Raw genomic sequence first — 19,985 nt, forward strand, 5'->3', positions numbered from 1 at the left:
TTTATTATTGAATGATCCGTACTTGTTTAGCGTTTTTATATGTACTTGTATCAGAGAGTATGATTTGTTGATTTGGGGTGACACCGCTTTCAATTTGCAAGAATTTGCCTGCATCAATACCAAATGACACTATCTGAGGGGTTGCGATGTCATTGTTTAACACAAAGAGCGTCTGCTGGCTGTGTGATTGAGTGTTACTTGGACGTTCAACATACAGTGCGTTCTTCAACTGATGTGTGCTAATTTGCGCATCTACGTTAAGTTCTGGACGCGCAGAATCAGGAACGCCATTGACAAAAGTGAGCTCAACTTCAATGGTGCCCTCTTGTACTTGCGGGCTGATCCTTGTGACTTTTGCTGGCACTTGTTCGCGGCGTGTATTGACCATAGCAAATTGACCTACCTGAATTTGTTCTGCTTTAGACTGAGATACTCTGACCAGTGCTTGAAGGTCGTTGGTACTACCAACTTGAGCAAGTTCTTGGCCAGCTACAACACTTTGTCCAAGTTCAACTGCGAGCCGTTGCAACACGCCTTCTGTACCTGCTCGGACTGTTAGTTTCGCTTCTCTTTCTTTTAACCGGGCGAAAAGAGACTGAGCTTGGTTGATCAGTTCTTGCGAGATGGTTAAATCTTCTGAATGTAATAGCTTTAGCTGTTCTATACGTGTTTGCTGTAGTTGTACTCTTTCTGACAGCTGCTGTTCTTCAAGCTCTGCGGTTTTTACATCAATGGCGGGGACAACGCCTTGGTCTCTGAGTGTTTGCTGAGCTTCTCGGCGCATGACTAACGATTGATGCTCACTGGTAAGCTCGGCAAGGGTGGCGACTTCCATTAATAACTCGCGCTGGTTTGCGAGTTTTTGTCTGCGAAAGTTTGCTTGTTGACGGTTTAGCTCCATTTCAGCACTTTCTAATTGCTGTAAGAGATCAGGGTCTTGCATCTTCAAAATGATGGTATCAGGCTGAACTTCACCACCGGGGCGTACTAAGATTTCATAGACGGTAGCCGGGTCTTGTGTGGTGATCAGTTTTTGTTTATTTGAGCGAAGCACGCCATAGCCGTCAACGCTAACATCTAAATCACCTTGCTTAACTTGTCCAACAATGATGGCTTGTCTTGGTAATTTGAACTCGTCCGATGTTGAGAATAGCTTAAGGCTAAGCCAAGCGAATATCAGCACTAGGGGGATTGCGATTACAAGTCCTAGCTTATGTAGCGGCTTTGCTTGTTTTTGTTTTAATACGTCCATCATCAGTTACCTTGCTTTAATCGGTTAACCAATGAGAGCAAACGATATGCCAAATTTTATCCTATTGTTTTTGTTGGTGTTTAGTGTTTTTGTTTTACCGGAAGGTCCGATTGTGGACGTGAGAATTCAAAAACTGGACTGAGTATATTGGGTCAGTTAAGTGGCACAGGAAAGGCGAGTTGGCAAATCGCTCCCTGTTTATCCTGACGATTGGTAAGGCTAATGGAACCAGACATTTGCTCGACAAAATAGCGGCTAAGGTAAAGGCCAATACCTTCCCCGGTTTGTTTGGTGGAGTAAAATGGCACAAATAAGTTATCGTAGTTGGCAACGCCGGTACCTTCATCAAGCACCTCCAAGATAGCAATATTGTCTTTTGTATATAGCTTCAGTGTAAGCACAGAGCCCGCGGGGCTCGCTTCTATGGCGTTCTTGATGATATTGATTAGCACTTGATTAAATAGGGTTGGGTCAACATGGAAGTAGACCGGAGAAAGTTCAATTTGCCACGCTACATCGGTGAAAAGGCCTTGAACGGTTTTGCTCACTTCTAACCCCGACAGACGTTTTATCTCTACTTTTATTGGTTGGTTGAGCTGGCTGTACTTATGGATAAAATCCTGCAAATGGAAGCACCGCTCAAGTACGATATTAAATGCTTCGTGATCCCTTGGGTCTTTTGCGCGAGTTTGTAGGCGTTCCAGTATGGCGGACACTGGGGTGAGGGAATTTCTTATTTCATGGCTAATCACTCGGATCAAGCGTTGCCAAGCTTGAAGCTCCTGATCGCGCAGTGCTTGCTGAATATCGATACAGACGACAAGATGATATGACTGACTCTGCTGAGTAAAGGTGCTGTGTCTAACTTGCCAGCGCTTGTTGTTCTGTATATCGATAAAATGCCACTGTGGAGAAGGAGTTAACCCTATCGCCTCTGGGTGGCTATATCGTAGGGTTTGCCATGGCCTTTGAAATAATTGAAAGCAGGCGTCATTGCCAAAGCACAGTTGCATACGCTGGTCGAAAATAAGCATCGGGGTATTTAACACACTGATCAGTTCAGCAACGAGGAAAGATTGCATATCTTCATCGGTTTTTTCACTTTGTAGCATATCGGAGAGCGCATTCAGCTGATTGTGAAGCTGGGCGACAACGCCCGAAGAAAATGTCGGTTTGGCTTTTAGGCTAAAGTCGCGTTTAAGCCATGCTTCGGCTTGGTAGCCACAGCGTTCAAACGATAGCTTACAACGATTGTAAAGCTGTTTTAGTAATAGTCCTTGGCAGACAATCAGGCCAACGATTAAGAGTAAGGTGGGTAGAGGCATGGAAATAGGTATGCGAATCCCCATTTGCCAACTGACGACACACACTCCCGCAATTTCAATGGCGATGAGTAGCAAAAACTTACCTACGAAATAGCGCGCCAAGGGTTCTTTAAATAAGTGCATATTTTTCAAGGCGTCGGTAGAGTGATTGCTTAGTGATCCCCAGTAACTCAGCAGCTTGTTGTTTGTTTCCTGCCGTATTAGTCAAAGCTTGAGTAATCAGTTGTTGTTCTGCTTGCTCCAATGTGATGAGTGGCAGCGACATGGAATTATTCGCATTTGGCTGTGAAGGCGTGCTCATATGTAAGTGCTCGGGGCCGATTTCACCCGTTTGTGTTAGTAGCACGGCGCGTTCGAGCAAGTGCCCAAGCTCTCTGGTATTACCTGGCCAATCGTACTGTTTTAGCTGATTTAGCGCTGTGGGTGTAAGCCAACATTGTGTTTTTCCATACCGCTGACCATGGGTTTTGATAAAGTGCTCCGCTAATAATTCAATGTCTTCAGGACGTGTTCGCAAGGGGGGGATTTCGATTGTGAAGGTATTGATGCGGTAGAAAAGATCTTGGCGAAACTCTGCTTGAGCGATTAACTGCTCTAATTTTGCATTCGTTGCACTGATGAGCCTCACGTCTGCGACTTCAGTGACGCTTGAGCCGACTGCTTCATATTCTCGAGACTCTAGCACTCGCAGCAACTTACTTTGTTGTGCAAGCGGAAGAGTGCCAATTTCATCCAAAAATAAGGTACCAAGATCCGCCAATTTAAACCGTCCTGCACGGTCTGATTTGGCGTCAGTGAATGCGCCTTTGGTATGACCAAAAAGCTCACTCTCAAACAGTTGCTCAGGGATGGTTGCCATGTTGACGGAAATAAATGGCTGCGCTGCACGCTGCGAGTGTTGATGTATCCATTGGGCTATTAAGCTTTTGCCAACTCCATTCTCTCCGGTTAACAGAATATTGGCATCCGTGGGAGCCATAACTTCTAGTTGCGTCATCAGGTGTTGCATGGCTTTGCTGCGCCATAACACAGGTTTAGCATTTCCAGCGAGGGCATGCTGAAAAGCTTGGCTTTTATTTTTTAGTTTATTGAGTTGTAATTGGCCTCTAATAACTTGTTCAAAGCGCTGGTTTTTCCATGGCTTTTCTAGAAAATCTGCCGCGCCCAGTTGCATGGCTTGAACCACAAGCTCAGTATGTGACCATGCGGTCATAGCTACAATAGGGGTGGTATTGCCTAGTTGCTGTTGCTGTCGTAGAAACCTGAGTCCCTCTTGCCCCGATGTAGAGTCTAGCTCAAAGTTCATATCGAGTAGGATCAAGCTAGGCTGGTGTTGTTCAAGAAAGCTGAGTGCTTGCACTGGATTTTCGACTTCTTCGACGGCTAGACCTAAATCTTCCAATACAAATCGCGCAGCTAATCTAACTTCTCTGTTGTCTTCTATTAGCAATATTTGTGGTTTAGCACTCACAGTAAGCTTCCTTGATTTATTATTATCATCCCAGTCACTACATTACTCTCCGCGAAGTGCATGTAATGCGGGGCGGGCAATAATATTTCTTGAAGATAGTAGCGTAACACCTGTGACTAAGGTGGTAACAGTGGCTAGTGAAATTAACCAGTGGATAGCGCTATCTATTGTAATAGGTACAAGCGTATCTTGAAGTGTCGCAATACTCAATAACACCAAGATAGAAGCGCACGCCGCTGCAATAATAGGGCGCAAATTATCTTGTAATACCAGTTTAAACACGGCAAGCGGTGTTGCACCAACTGACATTCTCACGCCTAACTCAAACCGACGTAACGCCACGCTGTACTTACATACACCGTAAATACCAAGTGCCGCAAGCGCAAGAGCAAATATCGATAGCATCAAAGTGAACATGCTAATGACACGAGCTTGCTGTAAGTGCGTAGCTAAAAGCATAATCGTGGACTGAAAGTTATAGACGCGCATTTGCGGATGGATACTTTTGAGTGTCTGATTTATTTCCGCTCGACTAATTGTGGCATGTGCTTGAGTTTCAATTAACACAAAGGGGTAACCAGTTGGCACTGAGGGGATGAAAATCCTTGCAATATTAGGTTGTTTAGGAAGATAAATATCCTCGACAACACCAATCACTTCAACGCTTTGTTGGCCGTTTCTAGGATATAGTTTAGCGCCCAATACTTGCCCTTGCTGGCGTAATTGCGTAGCTAGGGTCTGATTGACAATGACTACGGGCGCATTATTAATGGCTTCCTCATGAGTAAAAGTCCTACCGTCAATAAGTGTTGCGCCAAAGGTGGCAAAGTATGGCCAAGTACCAGCCGTACTTTGATATTCAAATGAGTTTTTTTCTATACCAGGTTCAAATTGCATTTGACGATTTGAAAAGCCCGGCAGCCAATAGGAAAAAGGGGGATAGCCGCCAATGCCTACTTTGGTTACCTGTGGTAACTTTGCTAACGAGTCAACGGCAGATAAAAGCAGTTGTGAACGCTCCTCGCGGCTCATCTGCTGTAGCAAAGTACCTAAGTTTAGTGCTACTTGATAGGTATTTTGTTCTCGTATCCCTGTATCACGCTGCAAATTTTGCCAGCTTGTTTGGAATATCCCAAGACAAATAGTGAGTAGTGACAGGCAAACAAATAATTGGAATGATATTAATAAAGTGCGGGTCATCGCGGAAATCTGAACGCCTGTGCCTTTACCACTGCTTTGCAGCTGTTGAATAATATGACGGTAGTTAAGTTGACGGCTTACTATCCAAGAAAGTAATAAACATAATAAGGTACTGACGGTAAAGGCGAAAGCAATAGTATGTGTTTCGAGTTGTAGCTCTTGCAACCGAGCGAGCGGGCCGACAACCCCTGATTTTAGTAGCCCTATGATCCCCTCTGCGATTAAAAGCGATAATGCTGCTGCGCTGATGAATAACAGCCCTAACTCTATCGCAATGTGGAAAAATAGATGATTAGGTTTGGCACCTAAAGCGGCCTGAACGGCAAAGCTTTTTTGTTGTTCGGCGGCACGTGAAAGCACTAAATTACAAATATTACTTAATGCGATTAATAGTAATACAGTGCTTCCGAGTAGCATCATTATACTCACTTGTGATGCTTCACCAATTATACGAGTTTTTATCGGTACAAATTCGAGTTGTACTTTACTATTAGCGAAAGTTTGCTCGCCAGCGGTTTGTTGTTGTAGTTGTTCATTCAGCCAGTTTTCAAGAGAAAGCTTTGCACGACGTGCATGTTGCACATCATGTAACTTTAGCAATTGATATGTCTGGATATTATTTCTTTGCCATGTTGGCGTTGGAGAATCATTATAGTCATAACTGATCCATACATCGGTGTGCCAGTTAGGTGTGGATAATATCGGTTCAATGAATCGCTCGTCGGTGACGCCAACAATTTTGAAACTCACCCCCTTAAATACCAATGTTTGGTCTAAAACGTTTGTATTTCCGCCGAAATAACGTTGCCACACTCGGTACGAAACGATCGCGACAGGTTGTTGGCTATCTATCCCTTCATCTACTGAAAAGTACCGTCCCAATGCCAGTGGTACATTGAGTATCGACATAAACTCAGGGGTGATCGCGCCTGTATTAAATGTTGGGCTGCTCGGTAAACTTTGTTCAACATCAATACTGATATTCTGAATGGCCATCACTTCGATATCGGAAAATTGTGCTTGCTTGTCATACGCCTCTATGCTGCCAGCATGAGGAATAAAATTGCTTTGCTTAACTTCATTATTGTCATCAACCAACGCGCCACGCATTAATACCAAGCGCTCTGCATCTGGATATGGGAGCGGAGCTGCGAGCAATTGATAGTTTAGGTTATACATCGCTACCAATGCACCGAGTGTCAGCGCGAGAGTAATTATTATTGTTAGGGTGTAACTGACATGGCAGCAAAGTTTTTGCCAGGCCATTTTAAGTGAATGCGTTACCATATTTACTCCAAATCCGCTCACATTGTGTATCGGTATGTTGTGATAGTTATTCTACTCTACAGGGGAAACAGCAACGCCTATGCCAAACTTACTTTATTGATATTAATGACATTTGTATTTTATTTACAAGTGTTCAGTCCATAATCGGACGATAAAAGGCCATAAATGGACTAGAGCTGCAATAGGATTGTGCTGAAGCGACTTAAGGTTGTTGATTTATGCGCGCACCAATCAGGATTATTGAAAAAAATGTTGGATAAACTTTCATCTGTCACATTAATAGTAGATAATACGCGACCTTTAATTCTCAATCGGGCAATCTCAACGCGCATTTTTGCGTAGATCGACTAGGATCACTGAGGGCCAACTTCACTGAGTAATAATATGAGCATCGAAAAGTTAAGAAATATCGCGATTATCGCGCACGTAGACCACGGTAAAACAACGCTTGTAGACAAGCTACTTGAGCAGTCAGGTACACTACAGCAGCGCGGTGGTAATGAAGAGCGAGTGATGGACTCAAACGATCTTGAAAGAGAGCGTGGTATCACCATCCTTGCAAAAAATACCGCAATCAAGTGGAACGACTACCGTATCAATATCGTAGATACTCCGGGACACGCCGATTTCGGTGGTGAAGTAGAACGTGTTCTTTCGATGGCTGACTCAGTATTACTACTAGTTGATGCACAAGAAGGTCCGATGCCACAAACGCGTTTCGTAACGCAAAAGGCGTTTGCTCAGGGTCTTAAGCCAATTGTTGTAATCAACAAAATCGACAAGCCGGGCGCTCGTCCTGATTGGGTAATGGATCAAGTTTTCGATCTATTTGATAACTTAGGTGCAACTGACGAACAGCTAGACTTTAAAGTGATCTACGCATCAGCAATCAACGGCTGGGCAACACTTGACCTAGATGAGCCGTCTGACAACATGGAACCAATGTTCCAAGCTATCGTAGACGAAGTTGAAGCGCCTAACGCGGATCCTGAAGGTCCGTTCCAGATGCAAATTTCTCAGCTTGATTACAACTCATATGTTGGTGTTATCGGTGTTGGCCGTGTCACACGTGGTTCAGTTAAACCTAACCAACAAGTGACTATCGTGGGTGCTGATGGTAAGACGCGTAACGGTAAAGTTGGCCAAGTACTGGGTTACTTAGGTCTTGACCGTCACGAAGTTGAGCTAGCAACGGCGGGTGATATCATCGCAATCACAGGTCTTGGTGAGCTGAAAATCTCTGACACTATCTGTTGTCAGAATAATGTTGAAGCACTACCGCCACTGTCTGTTGATGAACCAACAGTAACAATGACTTTCTCTGTAAACACGTCGCCATTCTCAGGCCAAGAAGGTAAATACGTAACTTCTCGTAATATCCTTGAGCGTCTAGAAGCTGAGCTTGTGCACAACGTTGCATTACGTGTTGAAGAAACGGATAACCCTGATAGCTTCCGTGTATCTGGTCGTGGTGAACTTCACTTAGGTATTCTTATCGAGAACATGCGTCGTGAAGGCTACGAGATTGCTGTATCTCGTCCAGAAGTAATCTTGCGCCATGTTGATGGTCAGCTAGAAGAACCGTACGAAACAGTAACAATTGACTGTCAAGACGAGCACCAAGGTTCTATCATGGAGCAGCTTGGTTTGCGTAAAGCAGAAATGACTGACATGTCTCCAGACGGCAAAGGCCGTGTGCGTATGGACTTCATGATGCCTGCACGTGGTCTAATTGGTTTCCAAACTGAATTTATGACGTTAACGTCTGGTTCTGGTTTGATGTACCACACGTTCTCACATTACGGTCCACACAAAGGCGGTAACATCGGCCAGCGTAAGAACGGTGTACTAATCGCTAACGCAGCAGGTAAAGCGCTAACAAACGCACTATTTAACCTACAAGAGCGTGGTCGCCTATTCATCGGTCACGGTGTTGAAGTGTACGAAGGTATGGTTATTGGTATTCACAGCCGTGATAACGACCTAACGGTAAACGCGCTTAAAGGTAAGCAGTTAACCAACGTACGTGCATCTGGTACTGATGAAGCACAAAACCTTGTGCCACCTGTTGTTATGTCTTTAGAGCAAGCTCTTGAGTTCATCGATGACGACGAGCTTGTAGAAGTAACGCCTGAAAGCATCCGTATTCGTAAGAAACTATTGACTGAAAGCGAGCGTAAACGCGCAAGCCGCCAAGCTAAGTAATAGTTGACCTGGGCTTGGGATAACAACTTATCTTGAAGACAGGTTACTTAGAATACAAAAAACGCCGCAATTTTTGCGGCGTTTTTTTGTGCTCCATTTACTAACTCTAAAATAAGCCGTACTCTTCCGTTTCTTCTGGCTCATAATTTTGTAAATGTTCAGGGCGGAAAATGGCGCTAGGGTCAATCAATACGCTGTGGCGTTTTCCCATCTTGACCAAGCCTTTCATCAATTTTTTGGTTTGCGCATCTATTTCAAAACCAATACTGGTCATTTCCTGCAGTGATTTAATATCGCTTTCATCACAGTGAACGTTATCTTCTACCTTATCGACAAGCAAACCGATATGCGGACTTTGGCCATCTTGAGTGGTAAAGACGATAATAGGTTTATGGTCGAGCATGATCTGATCACGAGCGGATTCAAATAATCGCATGAGTTTATTAAAAGTGGTGCTCTTTTCGCGAGCGAGCGTATCTATAGCCTCTTGTTTGTGTCCCTGTGCACACATCACTAATAGCTTATCTGCTAATGAATGTAGTTTTGCATGCGGTTCTTCGAAGCGTTTTAGAAGCGCTTTGAGGTCGTCATTTTCAGTTTTGAAGCCGTAATACCACTGCCCGAAAGCACATTGTTTTGGATCTTTGGCTTTAGTGAAGGGGACATCGTTAAAAATGCTTGCTTCGAGTGCGACAAGCCATTCTTTATGATCTTGCTCTCGCTGCTTTAGCATGCTGACCAATTCTTGATTGGTTTCGTAGGACGAGCGCTTGTTCAATATGATCCCTAAATCAAAAATAGGGGTCGGTACGCCCATGTAATCTTTGACACCCAAAAAGCTGGGGTTGTCATTGGGTAAATCCGTTAAATTTTCTTCGTAGCGTTCAGTTAATAGAATATCGAGGATTTGCAGTGATATTGTTTTTTTCCCGACGCGAAAGTTAATTAAATCCATGTCAGCCTCGCATATGGTCAGTATCAACTAAGCATAGAACATTATTGGAAAAAGGAGCGGTAAACTGGCAATTTCTTTTGCGCTGGCTGGAGCATAAATACCTCTCGAATAACGGAGTTATGCTCCAACTCCTGTTGTAATGCGTTTAGCAGACAATCGCTATCAATGGGCAGCTCACATTGCTGGATAGCAGTCGTCAATAAGTAAGCATTGAGATAGCCCTCAAAAACCTGTTCGTTATGGGAAAGTGTGGTATTGCGAACTGCCTCGCGAAAAGTATCACAAAGCTTGCCCTTGCAAATCGCAGGGTCGGGTACAACTTCGGTGACTAAAACTTTGGGTTTGCCTTTGAGTCTGGCAAACAGCTCATTTGAGGAAGCAAATGAAACCGTTGCGTATTGTGTTTCAAGGCCAACCTCCATCGCACGATTAATAAACTTAGACAGTGGCGTGTAGGTGCCTACCATCGCGAAGCCTTCTATTTTATGCTGCTGTGCTTGTTCAAGGGCTCGTTCAATATCATCTGTATTACGTCTAAAACGCGTTATCACAACGGGTTTTAATCCATGTTCCGCAAGCGCTCTGGTAAGGCTTTTTTCTACGGTTAGACCAAATTCATCGGCTTGAATGAGTAAACCCACCCGCTTTAGCTTTTGTTCATCGATAAAGTAGCGGATGATATCTTGTGCTTCTTTATTGTAGCTAGTGCGGAGGTTGAAGACATTAAATGTATGTGGTTCTTGAAGAAACTCAGCGCCAGTATATGGCATAAGAAAGGGAACCTTAGAGTGCTCTAAAATCGGCTTTATGGCATAAGATGTGGGGGTGCCCATTACGCCAAACAATGCATCGACCTTATTTTCGTAAACGAGCTTACGAGCATTGGTTACGGTTTTGTGTGGCTCATAGCCATCATCCAACACCTGCAACTCAATCGCAGCTGCACCGTTCGCTTTGTGCTGATTATAAAAGTTAAAGTGTAGCTCGGCACCCGCTTTCAGTTGTTGACCGATCTCTTTTGCGGGCCCTGAAAGGGCAGTAGACATGCCAATTTTCACCACAGATTGAGCGGATACTGTAAAATTCAGTACAGCAGAAGCAAAAACGAATAGTAAAAACTTAACACCGAAAATACTCATATACTTGCTGCACTGTCTCTCTTAGCGTTGTGGTGAGGGCCTTTTTACCAGATAATCCAAGCAAATTAAGTACGACTTGGGTCGAATGTTGCTGTAATATTAGACGAATTACTAATGCTTTGGAAACTTTAGTTAAGTTTTTAAGTAATCGAGGATCGGTTGTGATCAGCTGCCATATAAAAGGACATACTTGTTGCTCAACCGGATTGCTGTTACGTAAATAGTGCAAATAATCCAGCTGCTCATTAGTTATATGTTCAAAGGGTAAGGTCGCTAATAGTGCGCTCACCACCTCAGTATCTAGTTGTTGATAGTGCGAGCGTAACTGATAGAAAAAAGCTTGTTTAAATATTCGAGTATAAGTGTTGTCTAAGTCGCCTCGGACTTTTTTGAACATCAAAACCGCATACTCACCACTGGCCTTATCTTGCTTAAACCCCAGTTTCATTGGCTGATAGTGACGTTGTGACCAAAACGAAAGCAATGGCGCTGTAAGGCCAAAACTGGTTCCTATGTAACTGATATCTTCTGGTAATGTGGTTTCAAAGAACGCCAGTAGGCGACGGCCAATCCCTTGCTGTTGTACATCTGGGTGCACGGCTATTCTAACGATCCTTACGCTTTTTTCGGTGACAAACTGGCTATCACCAAAGCTTGTTGTTAGCTGCTGCGCCATGAGATGGCCTGCGGGTCTTCGCTTTCCCGCTAGAATATCTTCTGCGAGATCTGAAGCGAGTCCGCCTTCGATAACAGCAAGGCAAATTCCTATTAGCTCGTTATTGCAAAATGCACCTTGTAAATGCAGATCGGGTGCATCTAATAATTGCCTTAAATCATCCACGCTGGTTTGATAATGGGCTAATACGAGCAGTGAAAAAACTTGCTCAAGTAACGAGCTATTTTCTATCAACTCACTCTGGGAAATAGCACGCATTGTGGTTGAGGAAGTGAGTATGGGTGATGTCGCTTTACACTCGAGTACAAATAAATCCCTGATCTGCTGCTCCAGTGGATCATTCGATGCGTAACGAATAGGAGTCGATAAGGTGAAATCAAGATAACTTGGGTAATGTGATTCTAAGTAGCGTTTAAACCGTAAGGTGTAGCCTCTACCATTACCCTCATAACCAACTAAGGTGCTGGAAAAAATGCAGCGAAAGCCAAGTTGAGCGACTTGTATTAAAAATGGAACCGGCAGGGCGGCTGCCTCATCTACCAAAATAACCGTATTGCTATCAAGTGCAGAGGCTTGTTGTAGTAACGCATCTGGTGCCACATAGCTGAGATTAGCCAGCTTCTTCGTTTTTACATCAACCTCGGTATTGAGTGCTTGAGCAAGCATGCTAAAGCAACTATGCAGAGCATGAAGGTGACGGCTACAAATAACAAATTGTTGCGTAGGATGCTTTGATGCCAAGAGGCCTAATAGCGCACTCTTTCCCCTGCCTCTGTCAGCGCTTAGTAATACAGGTGTTTGCTGGTTTTCCAATGCTGTGGAGAGTTGTGTCAGTACGTTTTGTTGCTCCTCAATACCACAAACCGCCGAACTTGCAGCAAGATACGCTAAGGGCAGTTGAACCCCAAAGTGCTCACTGATATGCCAAGCTGGTTGTTGCTGCCAGAGTTGTTGCCACCTTTTTAAAAAGTAGCTACGTATGGGCGTTTGCCCCTCTGAGCACCAGCGGGTAATTGTAGGGTCTAGCCAGTGGTCGAGTTCATCTACCTCGGGAAGTAACAACAGCAGTAAGCCGCCTGCCTTTACCGTGCCCGCAGCAGCTGCGATTTTGTTAGGCACAATACCGCTAAAGCCATCGTAGACTAGATTACTAAATTCTTGTCCGAGTATTTGGTGTAAATGCTCGGGCCAAACGGCATTTTCTAATGTCTTACTGCTACTTAGAATAAGATTATCGTTTGAGTTTGCTAGTAGCTGCTGACACTGCGCGTAACACCAAGCTTGACTGCCGGTGATAAGCAAGAGTTGCCGATGGCGGGCATCGGCAAGCTGAGAACGTAATAGCGGCAGATTAGAGTGCTTGAAGTCTTGCATAGGCGGTTACTAACCACTTACTACCAACATCATCAAAGCTAACTTGGATGCGTGATTGAGCACCTGCACCTTCATAGTTAAGCACTGTGCCTGCACCAAATTTGGCATGCAGGACACGCTGGCCTAAATTAAAGCCGCTATCTTCAAAGGTCGCGTGACTGATTGATGGGCTGAATCGACCCGAGTTAGCCGGACGAGAAATTTGCGTTTTAATCCGAATTTCTTCCATGCAGTCTTCAGGAATTTCACGTAAGAACCTTGAAGGGCTGTGATGTTTTTCTTGACCATACAAGCGGCGACTTTCTGCGTGGCTAATGTAAAGCTTATCCATGGCACGCGTCATACCGACGTAGCACAAACGGCGCTCTTCTTCCAATCGGCCCGATTCTTCATTACTTTGTTGCGATGGGAACATGCCTTCTTCCACCCCAACCATAAAGACCAATGGGAACTCGAGACCCTTGGCCGAGTGCAGCGTCATCATTTGTACCGCGTCTTCGTGCTCGTCAGCCTGGCCTTCGCCTGCCTCCAAAGAGGTATAGGCTAAAAAGCCTTGTAATGGTGAAGTAAAATCTTCATCGATAGGCAGCTCATACTGACCACAAGCACTGATCAATTCTTCCAAGTTTTCCACTCGAGCACGGCCTTTTTCGCCTTTTTCGGCTTGATACATTGCCATGAGACCTGACTGCTCAATGGCTGTCTGCGCTTGTTGTGCCAGTTCAAGCTCGGCAATTTTATCGTCGAGCTGCTCGACTAATTCAATAAATTTTGTCACCGCCGTAGCAGCTCTTCCAGCTAAATGCTTTTGCGCAAGCACAGCTTTGGCTGCATCCCAAAGTGAGAGTGATTCGTGACGTGCACAATCGCGAATATGACTTAATGTTTTATCACCAATACCACGGGTAGGCGTGTTTATCACACGCTCAAATGCCGCATCGTCATTACGATTACTAATAATGCGCAGGTAGGATAAGGCATCTTTAATCTCTTGACGCTCGAAAAAGCGCATACCGCCATAAATACGGTATTTTAGCCCTTCTTGAAGTAAGGCTTCTTCTAACACCCGGGACTGTGCGTTGTTTCTGTAGAGTACGGCGCTGTCGCTGAGCGCATTGCCAGCTTGTAACCAAGATTTAATTTTGCCAACCACAAAGCGTGCTTCATCAAGTTCATTAAAAGCGGCGTAAATTGAGATCGGCTCGCCTTGGTTACCGTCGGTCCAGAGACTTTTACCCATTCGTTCGGCGTTGTTTTCAATGAGCGCATTGGATGCTTTTAGAATGGTTGCAGTAGAACGATAATTTTGTTCAAGTCGGATCGTTTCGGCGTTAAAGTCGTCCAGAAAACGTTTGATGTTTTCTATTTTTGCACCACGCCAGCCGTAAATACTCTGGTCGTCATCCCCTACGATCATGATATTGTTGTCACTACCTGCAAGCAGGCGTAGCCACAAATATTGAATGCTGTTGGTATCTTGGAACTCGTCCACTAGCATATGGCGGAAGCGTTGTTGATAGTGACGTAGCAAGGTAGGTTGTTGCTGTAATAGCTCGTAGCAGCGCAATAGGATCTCGGCAAAATCAACAAGACCGGCTCTATCACAGGCATCTTGGTAAGCACTATATACATTCAACATCAGCTGTTCATTGACATCGTATGCTTGAATATCTTTGGGTCTTAATCCTTCGTCTTTACGCGCGCTGATATACCAGCTTAACTGCTTAGGTGGCCACTTTTTCTCATCGATATTCATGGCTTTGAGCAAACGGCGGATCATTCGTTGCTGATCATCGCTATCTAGAATTTGAAATGATTCTGGTAATTTAGCTTCACGGTGATGGGCGCGTAACATGCGGTGGGCTAGGCCGTGGAAAGTACCTATCCACATGCCACCAACAGGGCCATTGAGCGTCGCTTCAACACGAGCACGCATTTCTTTGGCTGCCTTATTGGTAAAGGTTACCGCGAAAATACTAAATGCAGAGGCGTGCTCAACTTGCATAAGCCAAGCAATACGATGAACGAGTACTCGTGTTTTACCTGACCCCGCACCTGCGAGCACTAACATGTTTTGCAGAGGCGCGGCGACTGCATCGCGCTGTTTGTCGTTGAGGCCGTCGAGTAATTCTGATACGTCCATTGCTTTGCCTATTTGCTCAAATGATGGCAAGTATACCGAGTCGTTGCCGTAAATCCCAGCATATCGCAAAGCAAACCTAACCGAGAAAAGATAACATTATGATTTATAAAGAAACATAAACTGGTTTTTTATACAGTGTTTATGTTTATTTTTGCAAAACGTCCTTCAACCGATTTTGTACCTCTGTTACCAATAAATCGGGTTGGAATTTTGATAGAAACGCATTACAACCCACTTTTTCGACCATGGCATTATTAAAGCTGCCACTGAGTGAGGTATTGAGAATGACATAAAGGTCTTTCAGGCGACTGTCATTGCGAATTTCATAGGTGAGTCGATAACCATCCATAACTGGCATTTCTGCATCGGTGATCACTGCAAGTAATTCTTTTTGTACGTCGATACCTTCGTCGGCCCAGTGCTTTAACACATTGAGCGCCTCTTGGCCGTCAGTTGCTGGGATGATTTCTATGCCTAATTGTGCCAAGGTATCGGCAACTTGACGACGAGCGGTCGGCGAGTCATCGGCATGTAGAATTTTGCGGCCATGAAACTCGTTGATGATATCTTTATCTAGAATGTCTTGCGGGATCTCAACTTTGTATTCAACGATTTCGGCAAGTACCTTTTCTACATCGATAATTTCAACGATGTGTTCAACGCCGTCACGTTTGATTTTAGTCAGTGCAGTGAGATAGTGATTGCGGCCAACAGACTTAGGGGTTGGCATAATATCGGACCACGTAGTATTGACGATTTGGTCAACTTTACCAACTAAGAAGGCCTGCACTGAGCGGTTGTATTCTGTGATCACTAGGTTGCAGTCTTTGTCTCGGTCGCATGGCGGCATGCATATCGCTTGTCGTAAATCGATAACCGGAATAGACTCGCCACGAATATTGGTTACGCCACATACTTTAGGGTGTGCATTGGGCATTTTATTGAGATGAGGGAGCTTAACAACTTCTTTTACCTTGAAGACGTTGAGCGCAAAAAAGTGGCGGCTATGAAGATGAAATAATAGCAACTCAAGGCGGTTTTCACCCACCAGTTGTGTGCGTTGATCTACTGAGGCCAATACGCCAGCCATGTTAACCCCTCATTACTTCTTGTAACCTTTTCTAAGACTATATCAAAGAAGTCGATATGTCGTGTTGTTTTTTGGCTAAAATCTGCAGTAAGGTAGCAGTATGTATTTGATAGGGAAGCAATATGCCTATAATTTTTAAGCGTTTAGTTGTTTTGATGCGGGCTCATGTGGATAAGGCCAGCTGGCAACTGTTATTTATGGCAACGCTCATTCATATGTCGGTGACTTGGGGGTTGTTATGGCTCAGCAATGAATCGGCATTATTGCCACTGAGCACGTTCTTTTATTACTACGTAGTGACGACTTCAACAGTTGGCTACGGAGACTTTAGTGCAACAACGGATTTTGGCCGTTTAGTCGTTGCCATTATACAGATCCCATTTGGCCTTGCGCTATTTGGTGTGTTATTGGGAAAAGCTGGACAATTTGTGACGTATTGGGTGAGAAGAGGCATGACAGGGGAAAAAGACTTTGCACATTTGCAAAACCACATCGTAATTTTTGGTTGGCATGATGTGAGAACGAAAAAAATGGTGGACTACATTTTAGGTGACAATAAACGCGAAGATAGAAAAATCGTATTGGCCGTCACCGAGGTCATGGAGCATCCGCTGTTGAGCTATCCAGAAGTCGCATTTGCGCGGTTAACCAGCTTTACTGATGACGAACAGTTAAGTCGGATTAACATCGAGCGGGCTGACAAAATCATCATTGATGGCGATGATGATAACCAGACATTTACCACCGCGCTAAAGCTTAGCCGAGTAGTAAAATCCGAAGCGCATATTAGCGCGCACTTCTTGGACGATAGCAAAGCGCTGCTTTTAAGAGAGCATTGTAAAAATGTTGAATGCTCAGCATCTATGTCTGCGGAAATCTTAGTGCGAGCCATGCAAGACCCAGGCTCAAGCCGAGTACAAGAGGAATTGCTGTCGACGCTACACGGCGATACGCAATTCAGCTTAGCCTTACCTGCAGAGGTAAGCTGTTTAACCTTTGGTGATATTTTTGGTTATTTTAAACAGCATCATGATGCGACGTTGCTCGGTGTTGCGCACGATATAAATGCGCTAGACATGGATCTAAACCCACCTTTGGATTACAACATCACAGGGGGAGATATTTTGCACTATATTGCACCACAGCGAGTGCTTGCATCAGAGGTTGACTGGTCATCACTATGTTCGAAGAACTCTTCTTGATGATTGCTGTTGTGTGCGCTTACTTACTTCCTGTCGCTTTAGTTGCAGGAAGCAAGCGCAGCAAAGGGCATGAAAAAAACGGCTGGCTGATAGGAACGCTACTATTTTCTTGGGTCGCTTTACTGCTATATATCAGCATAGTGCCTAAACACGGGCGACAAAAAGGCAAAGCAAAACGTTAGCTTTGCCCCGACATCTCTAAAATAACCTGCCACTCAGGTTCGATGATGGGCATGATGGATAACCGTCCCCCTTTTTTTAAAGCCAGCTCGGTGAGCGCATTGTTGGCTTTTATCGCCTGCAGGGTCACCGGGCGTAGGTGCTGCTCGTATGCTAGAGTGACGCCTACCCAGCGAGGGTTATCGGTGCTTGATTTGGCATCATAATAATCACTGCTTAAGTCAAATTGGTGTGGATCTGGCTCTGCTGCTTTCACCACTTTGGCAATACCGACAACCGCAGGCACTTTACAGCTTGAGTGGTAAATAAACACTGAGTCACCTACCTTAACCTCGTCGCGCAGGAAGTTTCTTGCCTGATAATTACGAATTCCCTCCCAAAAAGTTTGCTGCTCAGGCGCGTTTTTTAAGTTATCAATGGAAAATGCATCGGGTTCTGTTTTAAACAGCCAATAAGCCATATGGGTTAGTCCAATAGTTTGAGTTATGATGTATTATACTCATTTGAGCAATATACTTGGTTTGCTACCAGTCCGAGTCTTACTTGGATTTGGTAAAAGTATTATCTCATTATAACGACTATCGCCAGTTCTACTAGACGTTCGGAGTGCAACATGAGTCAAGTGTTACAAAATCTGTTGGATTTACTCAGCCTTGAAGAAATTGAGCAAGGGATATATCGAGGTCAAAGCCAAGACCTTGGTTTTCCTCAAGTGTTTGGAGGTCAGGTGATGGGGCAGGCGTTGTCCGCAGCAAAATACACCTTACCAGAAGGGCGCTTTGTTAACTCGCTGCATTCTTACTTTTTGCGTCCTGGTGATGCGAGCAAGCCCATTGTCTACGATGTCGAAAACATTCGTGATGGTCGCAGTTTTAGCACTCGTAGGATCAGTGCCATTCAATATGGTAAGCCGATATTTTACATGACTGCCTCTTTCCAAGGGGATGAGCCGGGCGTTTCTCATCAATCTTTGATGCCGGATGTGCCAGAGCCTGAAACGTTAAAGTCATCACTCCACTTTTATCAAGAACATGCGGACCTTATTCCAGAATCTCTTCGAGCGAAATTTACGCAAGAAATGCCGCTGGATATGCGCCCTGTAAACTTTCAAAATCCATTTAAACCCAAAAAACAGGACCCAGTGAGAAATGTTTGGTTTAAAGCCAATGGTGAGATGCCGGACGACAGAAGGATCCACAACTATTTGCTGGCTTATGCTTCAGATTTTGAATTTTTACCAACAGCACTACAACCACATGGTTTGTCGTTTATGCAGCCAAATATGCAAGTTGCGACAATAGACCATGCGATGTGGTTCCATCGTCCGTTTAGAATGGATGAATGGATTTTATATAGCGTTGATAGTCCGAGCGCGTCTAATGGCCGAGGCCTAGTACGTGGCCAATTTTTTAACCGCCAAGGTGAGTTAGTTGCGTCGACTATTCAAGAAGGCGTGATGCGCCAACGCTAATTTGTTGGAAAGTGTATGGCGCTTTTTAACAGTAATCTTGCTTGGTGCTTTGTACTGCACTAAGCAAAGTATAAACTTATAAAATTATAAGCCATTGCTTGCAGAGGGTTTTCCTGTTTATTGATGGCCGTTCCTAAAGTCGTCTGCACTACTTTTTCCGGTGCTGTACTCGGTTTGATTTTGCACTATCTTTAAAATTCCATCTAGATGTAGCGTTATTGCATTTTTCCCAAACAAAAATTAACACTAAAGTCAGCTAAATTTATCTACATTGTTATTAACAAAACGAATCGTCACGTCACAGACAGACACATATGACTCTAGGAGAATGATAATGAATAAACCGCTCGCCACTGTAATTGCATTGACGTTTGTCGGATTAACCGCGGGTTGCGCAACGGAAGCATCAAGAACGGTAGAAGCACCAAAAGTGGCCTCATATAATCAAGTTTACAATGGCCCAAAAAGTCAGTTAGCGGTTGGTAAATTGCAAAACCGTTCAGCTTTTCACAATGGGGTGTTTAGTTCAGGACCGGACCGCTTGGGCTCTCAGGCTAAAACTATTCTGACCACCCATTTACAGCAGAGTAATCGCTTTATTGTTTTAGATAGAGAAAACATGACAGAGATAGCCCAAGAAGCTGGATTTGCTGGTGCAAAACAAAGTATTAAGGGTGCTAACTTTGTGATCACGGGAGATGTTTCTGAGTTTGGTCGAAAAGAAGTAGGTGATAAACAATTATTCGGTATTCTAGGTAAAGGAAAATCGCAAATTGCTTACGCTAAGGTAAATCTGAATATCGTTGATGTGACTAGTTCAGAAGTCGTGTACTCGGTGCAAGGAGCTGGAGAATACAGCTTATCTAATCGCGAAGTGGTTGGTTTTGGTGGCACTGCAGGGTATGACTCAACGCTAAACGGCAAGGTACTGGATTTAGCCATTCGTGAGGCCGTTAATAACTTGGTTAGCGGCATCGAGAAAGGCGATTGGAAGCCTTTATAGACAATCCCCACA

The 19,985-nt window shown here is 44.3% G+C and carries 15 protein-coding genes; 5 read left to right on the forward strand and 10 right to left on the reverse strand.

All coding sequences use genetic code 11. The features are described 5' to 3' along the window. Positions 1-4 precede the first annotated feature (4 nt). The 4 genes from EXT48_RS00610 to EXT48_RS00625 all read right to left on the reverse strand — a co-directional run bounded on the left by EXT48_RS00610 (position 5) and on the right by EXT48_RS00625 (position 6,535). Complete coding sequence (locus EXT48_RS00610) at positions 5-1,255, reverse strand: efflux RND transporter periplasmic adaptor subunit (RefSeq protein ID WP_236596551.1); 1,251 nt, start codon at positions 1,253-1,255, stop codon at positions 5-7. 149 nt (positions 1,256-1,404) lie between these two features. Beyond that, entirely contained in the window at positions 1,405-2,700 is a 1,296-nt protein-coding gene (locus EXT48_RS00615; RefSeq protein WP_130163308.1) for a PAS domain-containing sensor histidine kinase, read from the reverse strand. Further along, positions 2,687-4,048 (reverse strand): sigma-54 dependent transcriptional regulator, encoded by a 1,362-nt coding sequence (locus tag EXT48_RS00620; protein ID WP_130163309.1) that lies wholly within the window; start codon positions 4,046-4,048, stop codon positions 2,687-2,689. The genes EXT48_RS00615 and EXT48_RS00620 overlap by 14 nt, the downstream gene beginning before the upstream one ends. Before the next feature lie 42 nt (positions 4,049-4,090). Further along, positions 4,091-6,535, reverse strand: coding sequence for an ABC transporter permease (locus EXT48_RS00625; protein ID WP_130163310.1), 2,445 nt, complete (start codon positions 6,533-6,535; stop codon positions 4,091-4,093). A 384-nt stretch (positions 6,536-6,919) separates the two neighbouring features. On the opposite strand from EXT48_RS00625, the gene typA reads away from it, so the two are divergent. Beyond that, positions 6,920-8,740, forward strand: coding sequence for a translational GTPase TypA (gene typA, locus EXT48_RS00630; RefSeq protein ID WP_010374470.1), 1,821 nt, complete (start codon positions 6,920-6,922; stop codon positions 8,738-8,740). 106 nt (positions 8,741-8,846) lie between these two features. Here typA and EXT48_RS00635 read toward each other — a convergent pair whose 3' ends face one another. The 5 genes from EXT48_RS00635 to EXT48_RS00655 form a co-directional block, all read right to left on the reverse strand. Further along, positions 8,847-9,695 carry a CZB domain-containing protein gene (locus tag EXT48_RS00635; RefSeq protein ID WP_039494743.1) on the reverse strand — a complete coding sequence of 283 codons (849 nt, stop codon included), beginning with the start codon at positions 9,693-9,695 and terminating at the stop codon, positions 8,847-8,849. Positions 9,696-9,736: 41 nt separating this feature from the next. Further along, positions 9,737-10,834, reverse strand: coding sequence for an ABC transporter substrate-binding protein (locus EXT48_RS00640; RefSeq protein ID WP_069023458.1), 1,098 nt, complete (start codon positions 10,832-10,834; stop codon positions 9,737-9,739). Continuing rightward, entirely contained in the window at positions 10,815-12,884 is a 2,070-nt protein-coding gene (locus tag EXT48_RS00645) for a GNAT family N-acetyltransferase (RefSeq protein ID WP_130163311.1), read from the reverse strand. The genes EXT48_RS00640 and EXT48_RS00645 overlap by 20 nt, the downstream gene beginning before the upstream one ends. Then, complete coding sequence (gene uvrD, locus EXT48_RS00650; RefSeq protein ID WP_010607891.1) at positions 12,862-15,027, reverse strand: DNA helicase II; 2,166 nt, start codon at positions 15,025-15,027, stop codon at positions 12,862-12,864. Before uvrD ends, EXT48_RS00645 begins: the two co-directional genes overlap by 23 nt. A 145-nt stretch (positions 15,028-15,172) precedes the next feature. After that, complete coding sequence (locus tag EXT48_RS00655) at positions 15,173-16,117, reverse strand: chemotaxis protein CheV (RefSeq protein ID WP_010374479.1); 945 nt, start codon at positions 16,115-16,117, stop codon at positions 15,173-15,175. 122 nt (positions 16,118-16,239) lie between these two features. Between EXT48_RS00655 and EXT48_RS00660 the strand changes: the two genes are divergently transcribed. Then, entirely contained in the window at positions 16,240-17,319 is a 1,080-nt protein-coding gene (locus EXT48_RS00660; RefSeq protein WP_130163312.1) for a potassium channel family protein, read from the forward strand. Further along, the gene (locus EXT48_RS00665; protein WP_010374482.1) at positions 17,319-17,501 is read left to right on the forward strand and encodes a hypothetical protein; all 183 of its coding nucleotides are present in this window, start codon (positions 17,319-17,321) and stop codon (positions 17,499-17,501) included. Before EXT48_RS00660 ends, EXT48_RS00665 begins: the two co-directional genes overlap by 1 nt. Here EXT48_RS00665 and EXT48_RS00670 read toward each other — a convergent pair. Then, positions 17,498-17,959, reverse strand: coding sequence for an EVE domain-containing protein (locus EXT48_RS00670; RefSeq protein ID WP_130163313.1), 462 nt, complete (start codon positions 17,957-17,959; stop codon positions 17,498-17,500). The two genes, EXT48_RS00665 and EXT48_RS00670, sit on opposite strands and share 4 nt — an antisense overlap. 153 nt (positions 17,960-18,112) lie before the next feature. Here EXT48_RS00670 and tesB point away from each other — a divergent pair, with 153 nt between their 5' ends. Together tesB and EXT48_RS00680 are read left to right on the forward strand one after the other, a co-directional pair. Further along, on the forward strand, positions 18,113-18,970 hold the full coding sequence (gene tesB / locus EXT48_RS00675; RefSeq protein ID WP_045989393.1) for an acyl-CoA thioesterase II: 858 nt from the start codon (positions 18,113-18,115) through the stop codon (positions 18,968-18,970). 334 nt (positions 18,971-19,304) lie between these two features. Continuing rightward, a complete protein-coding gene (locus tag EXT48_RS00680; RefSeq protein ID WP_039494727.1) occupies positions 19,305-19,973 on the forward strand; it encodes a CsgG/HfaB family protein in 669 nt (222 codons plus the stop codon). The last annotated feature ends 12 nt before the right edge of the window (positions 19,974-19,985 follow it).

Origin of the sequence: Pseudoalteromonas sp. CO348, assembly GCF_004208845.1 — a bacterium.
GTDB classification, from domain to species: Bacteria; Pseudomonadota; Gammaproteobacteria; order Enterobacterales; family Alteromonadaceae; genus Pseudoalteromonas; species Pseudoalteromonas maricaloris.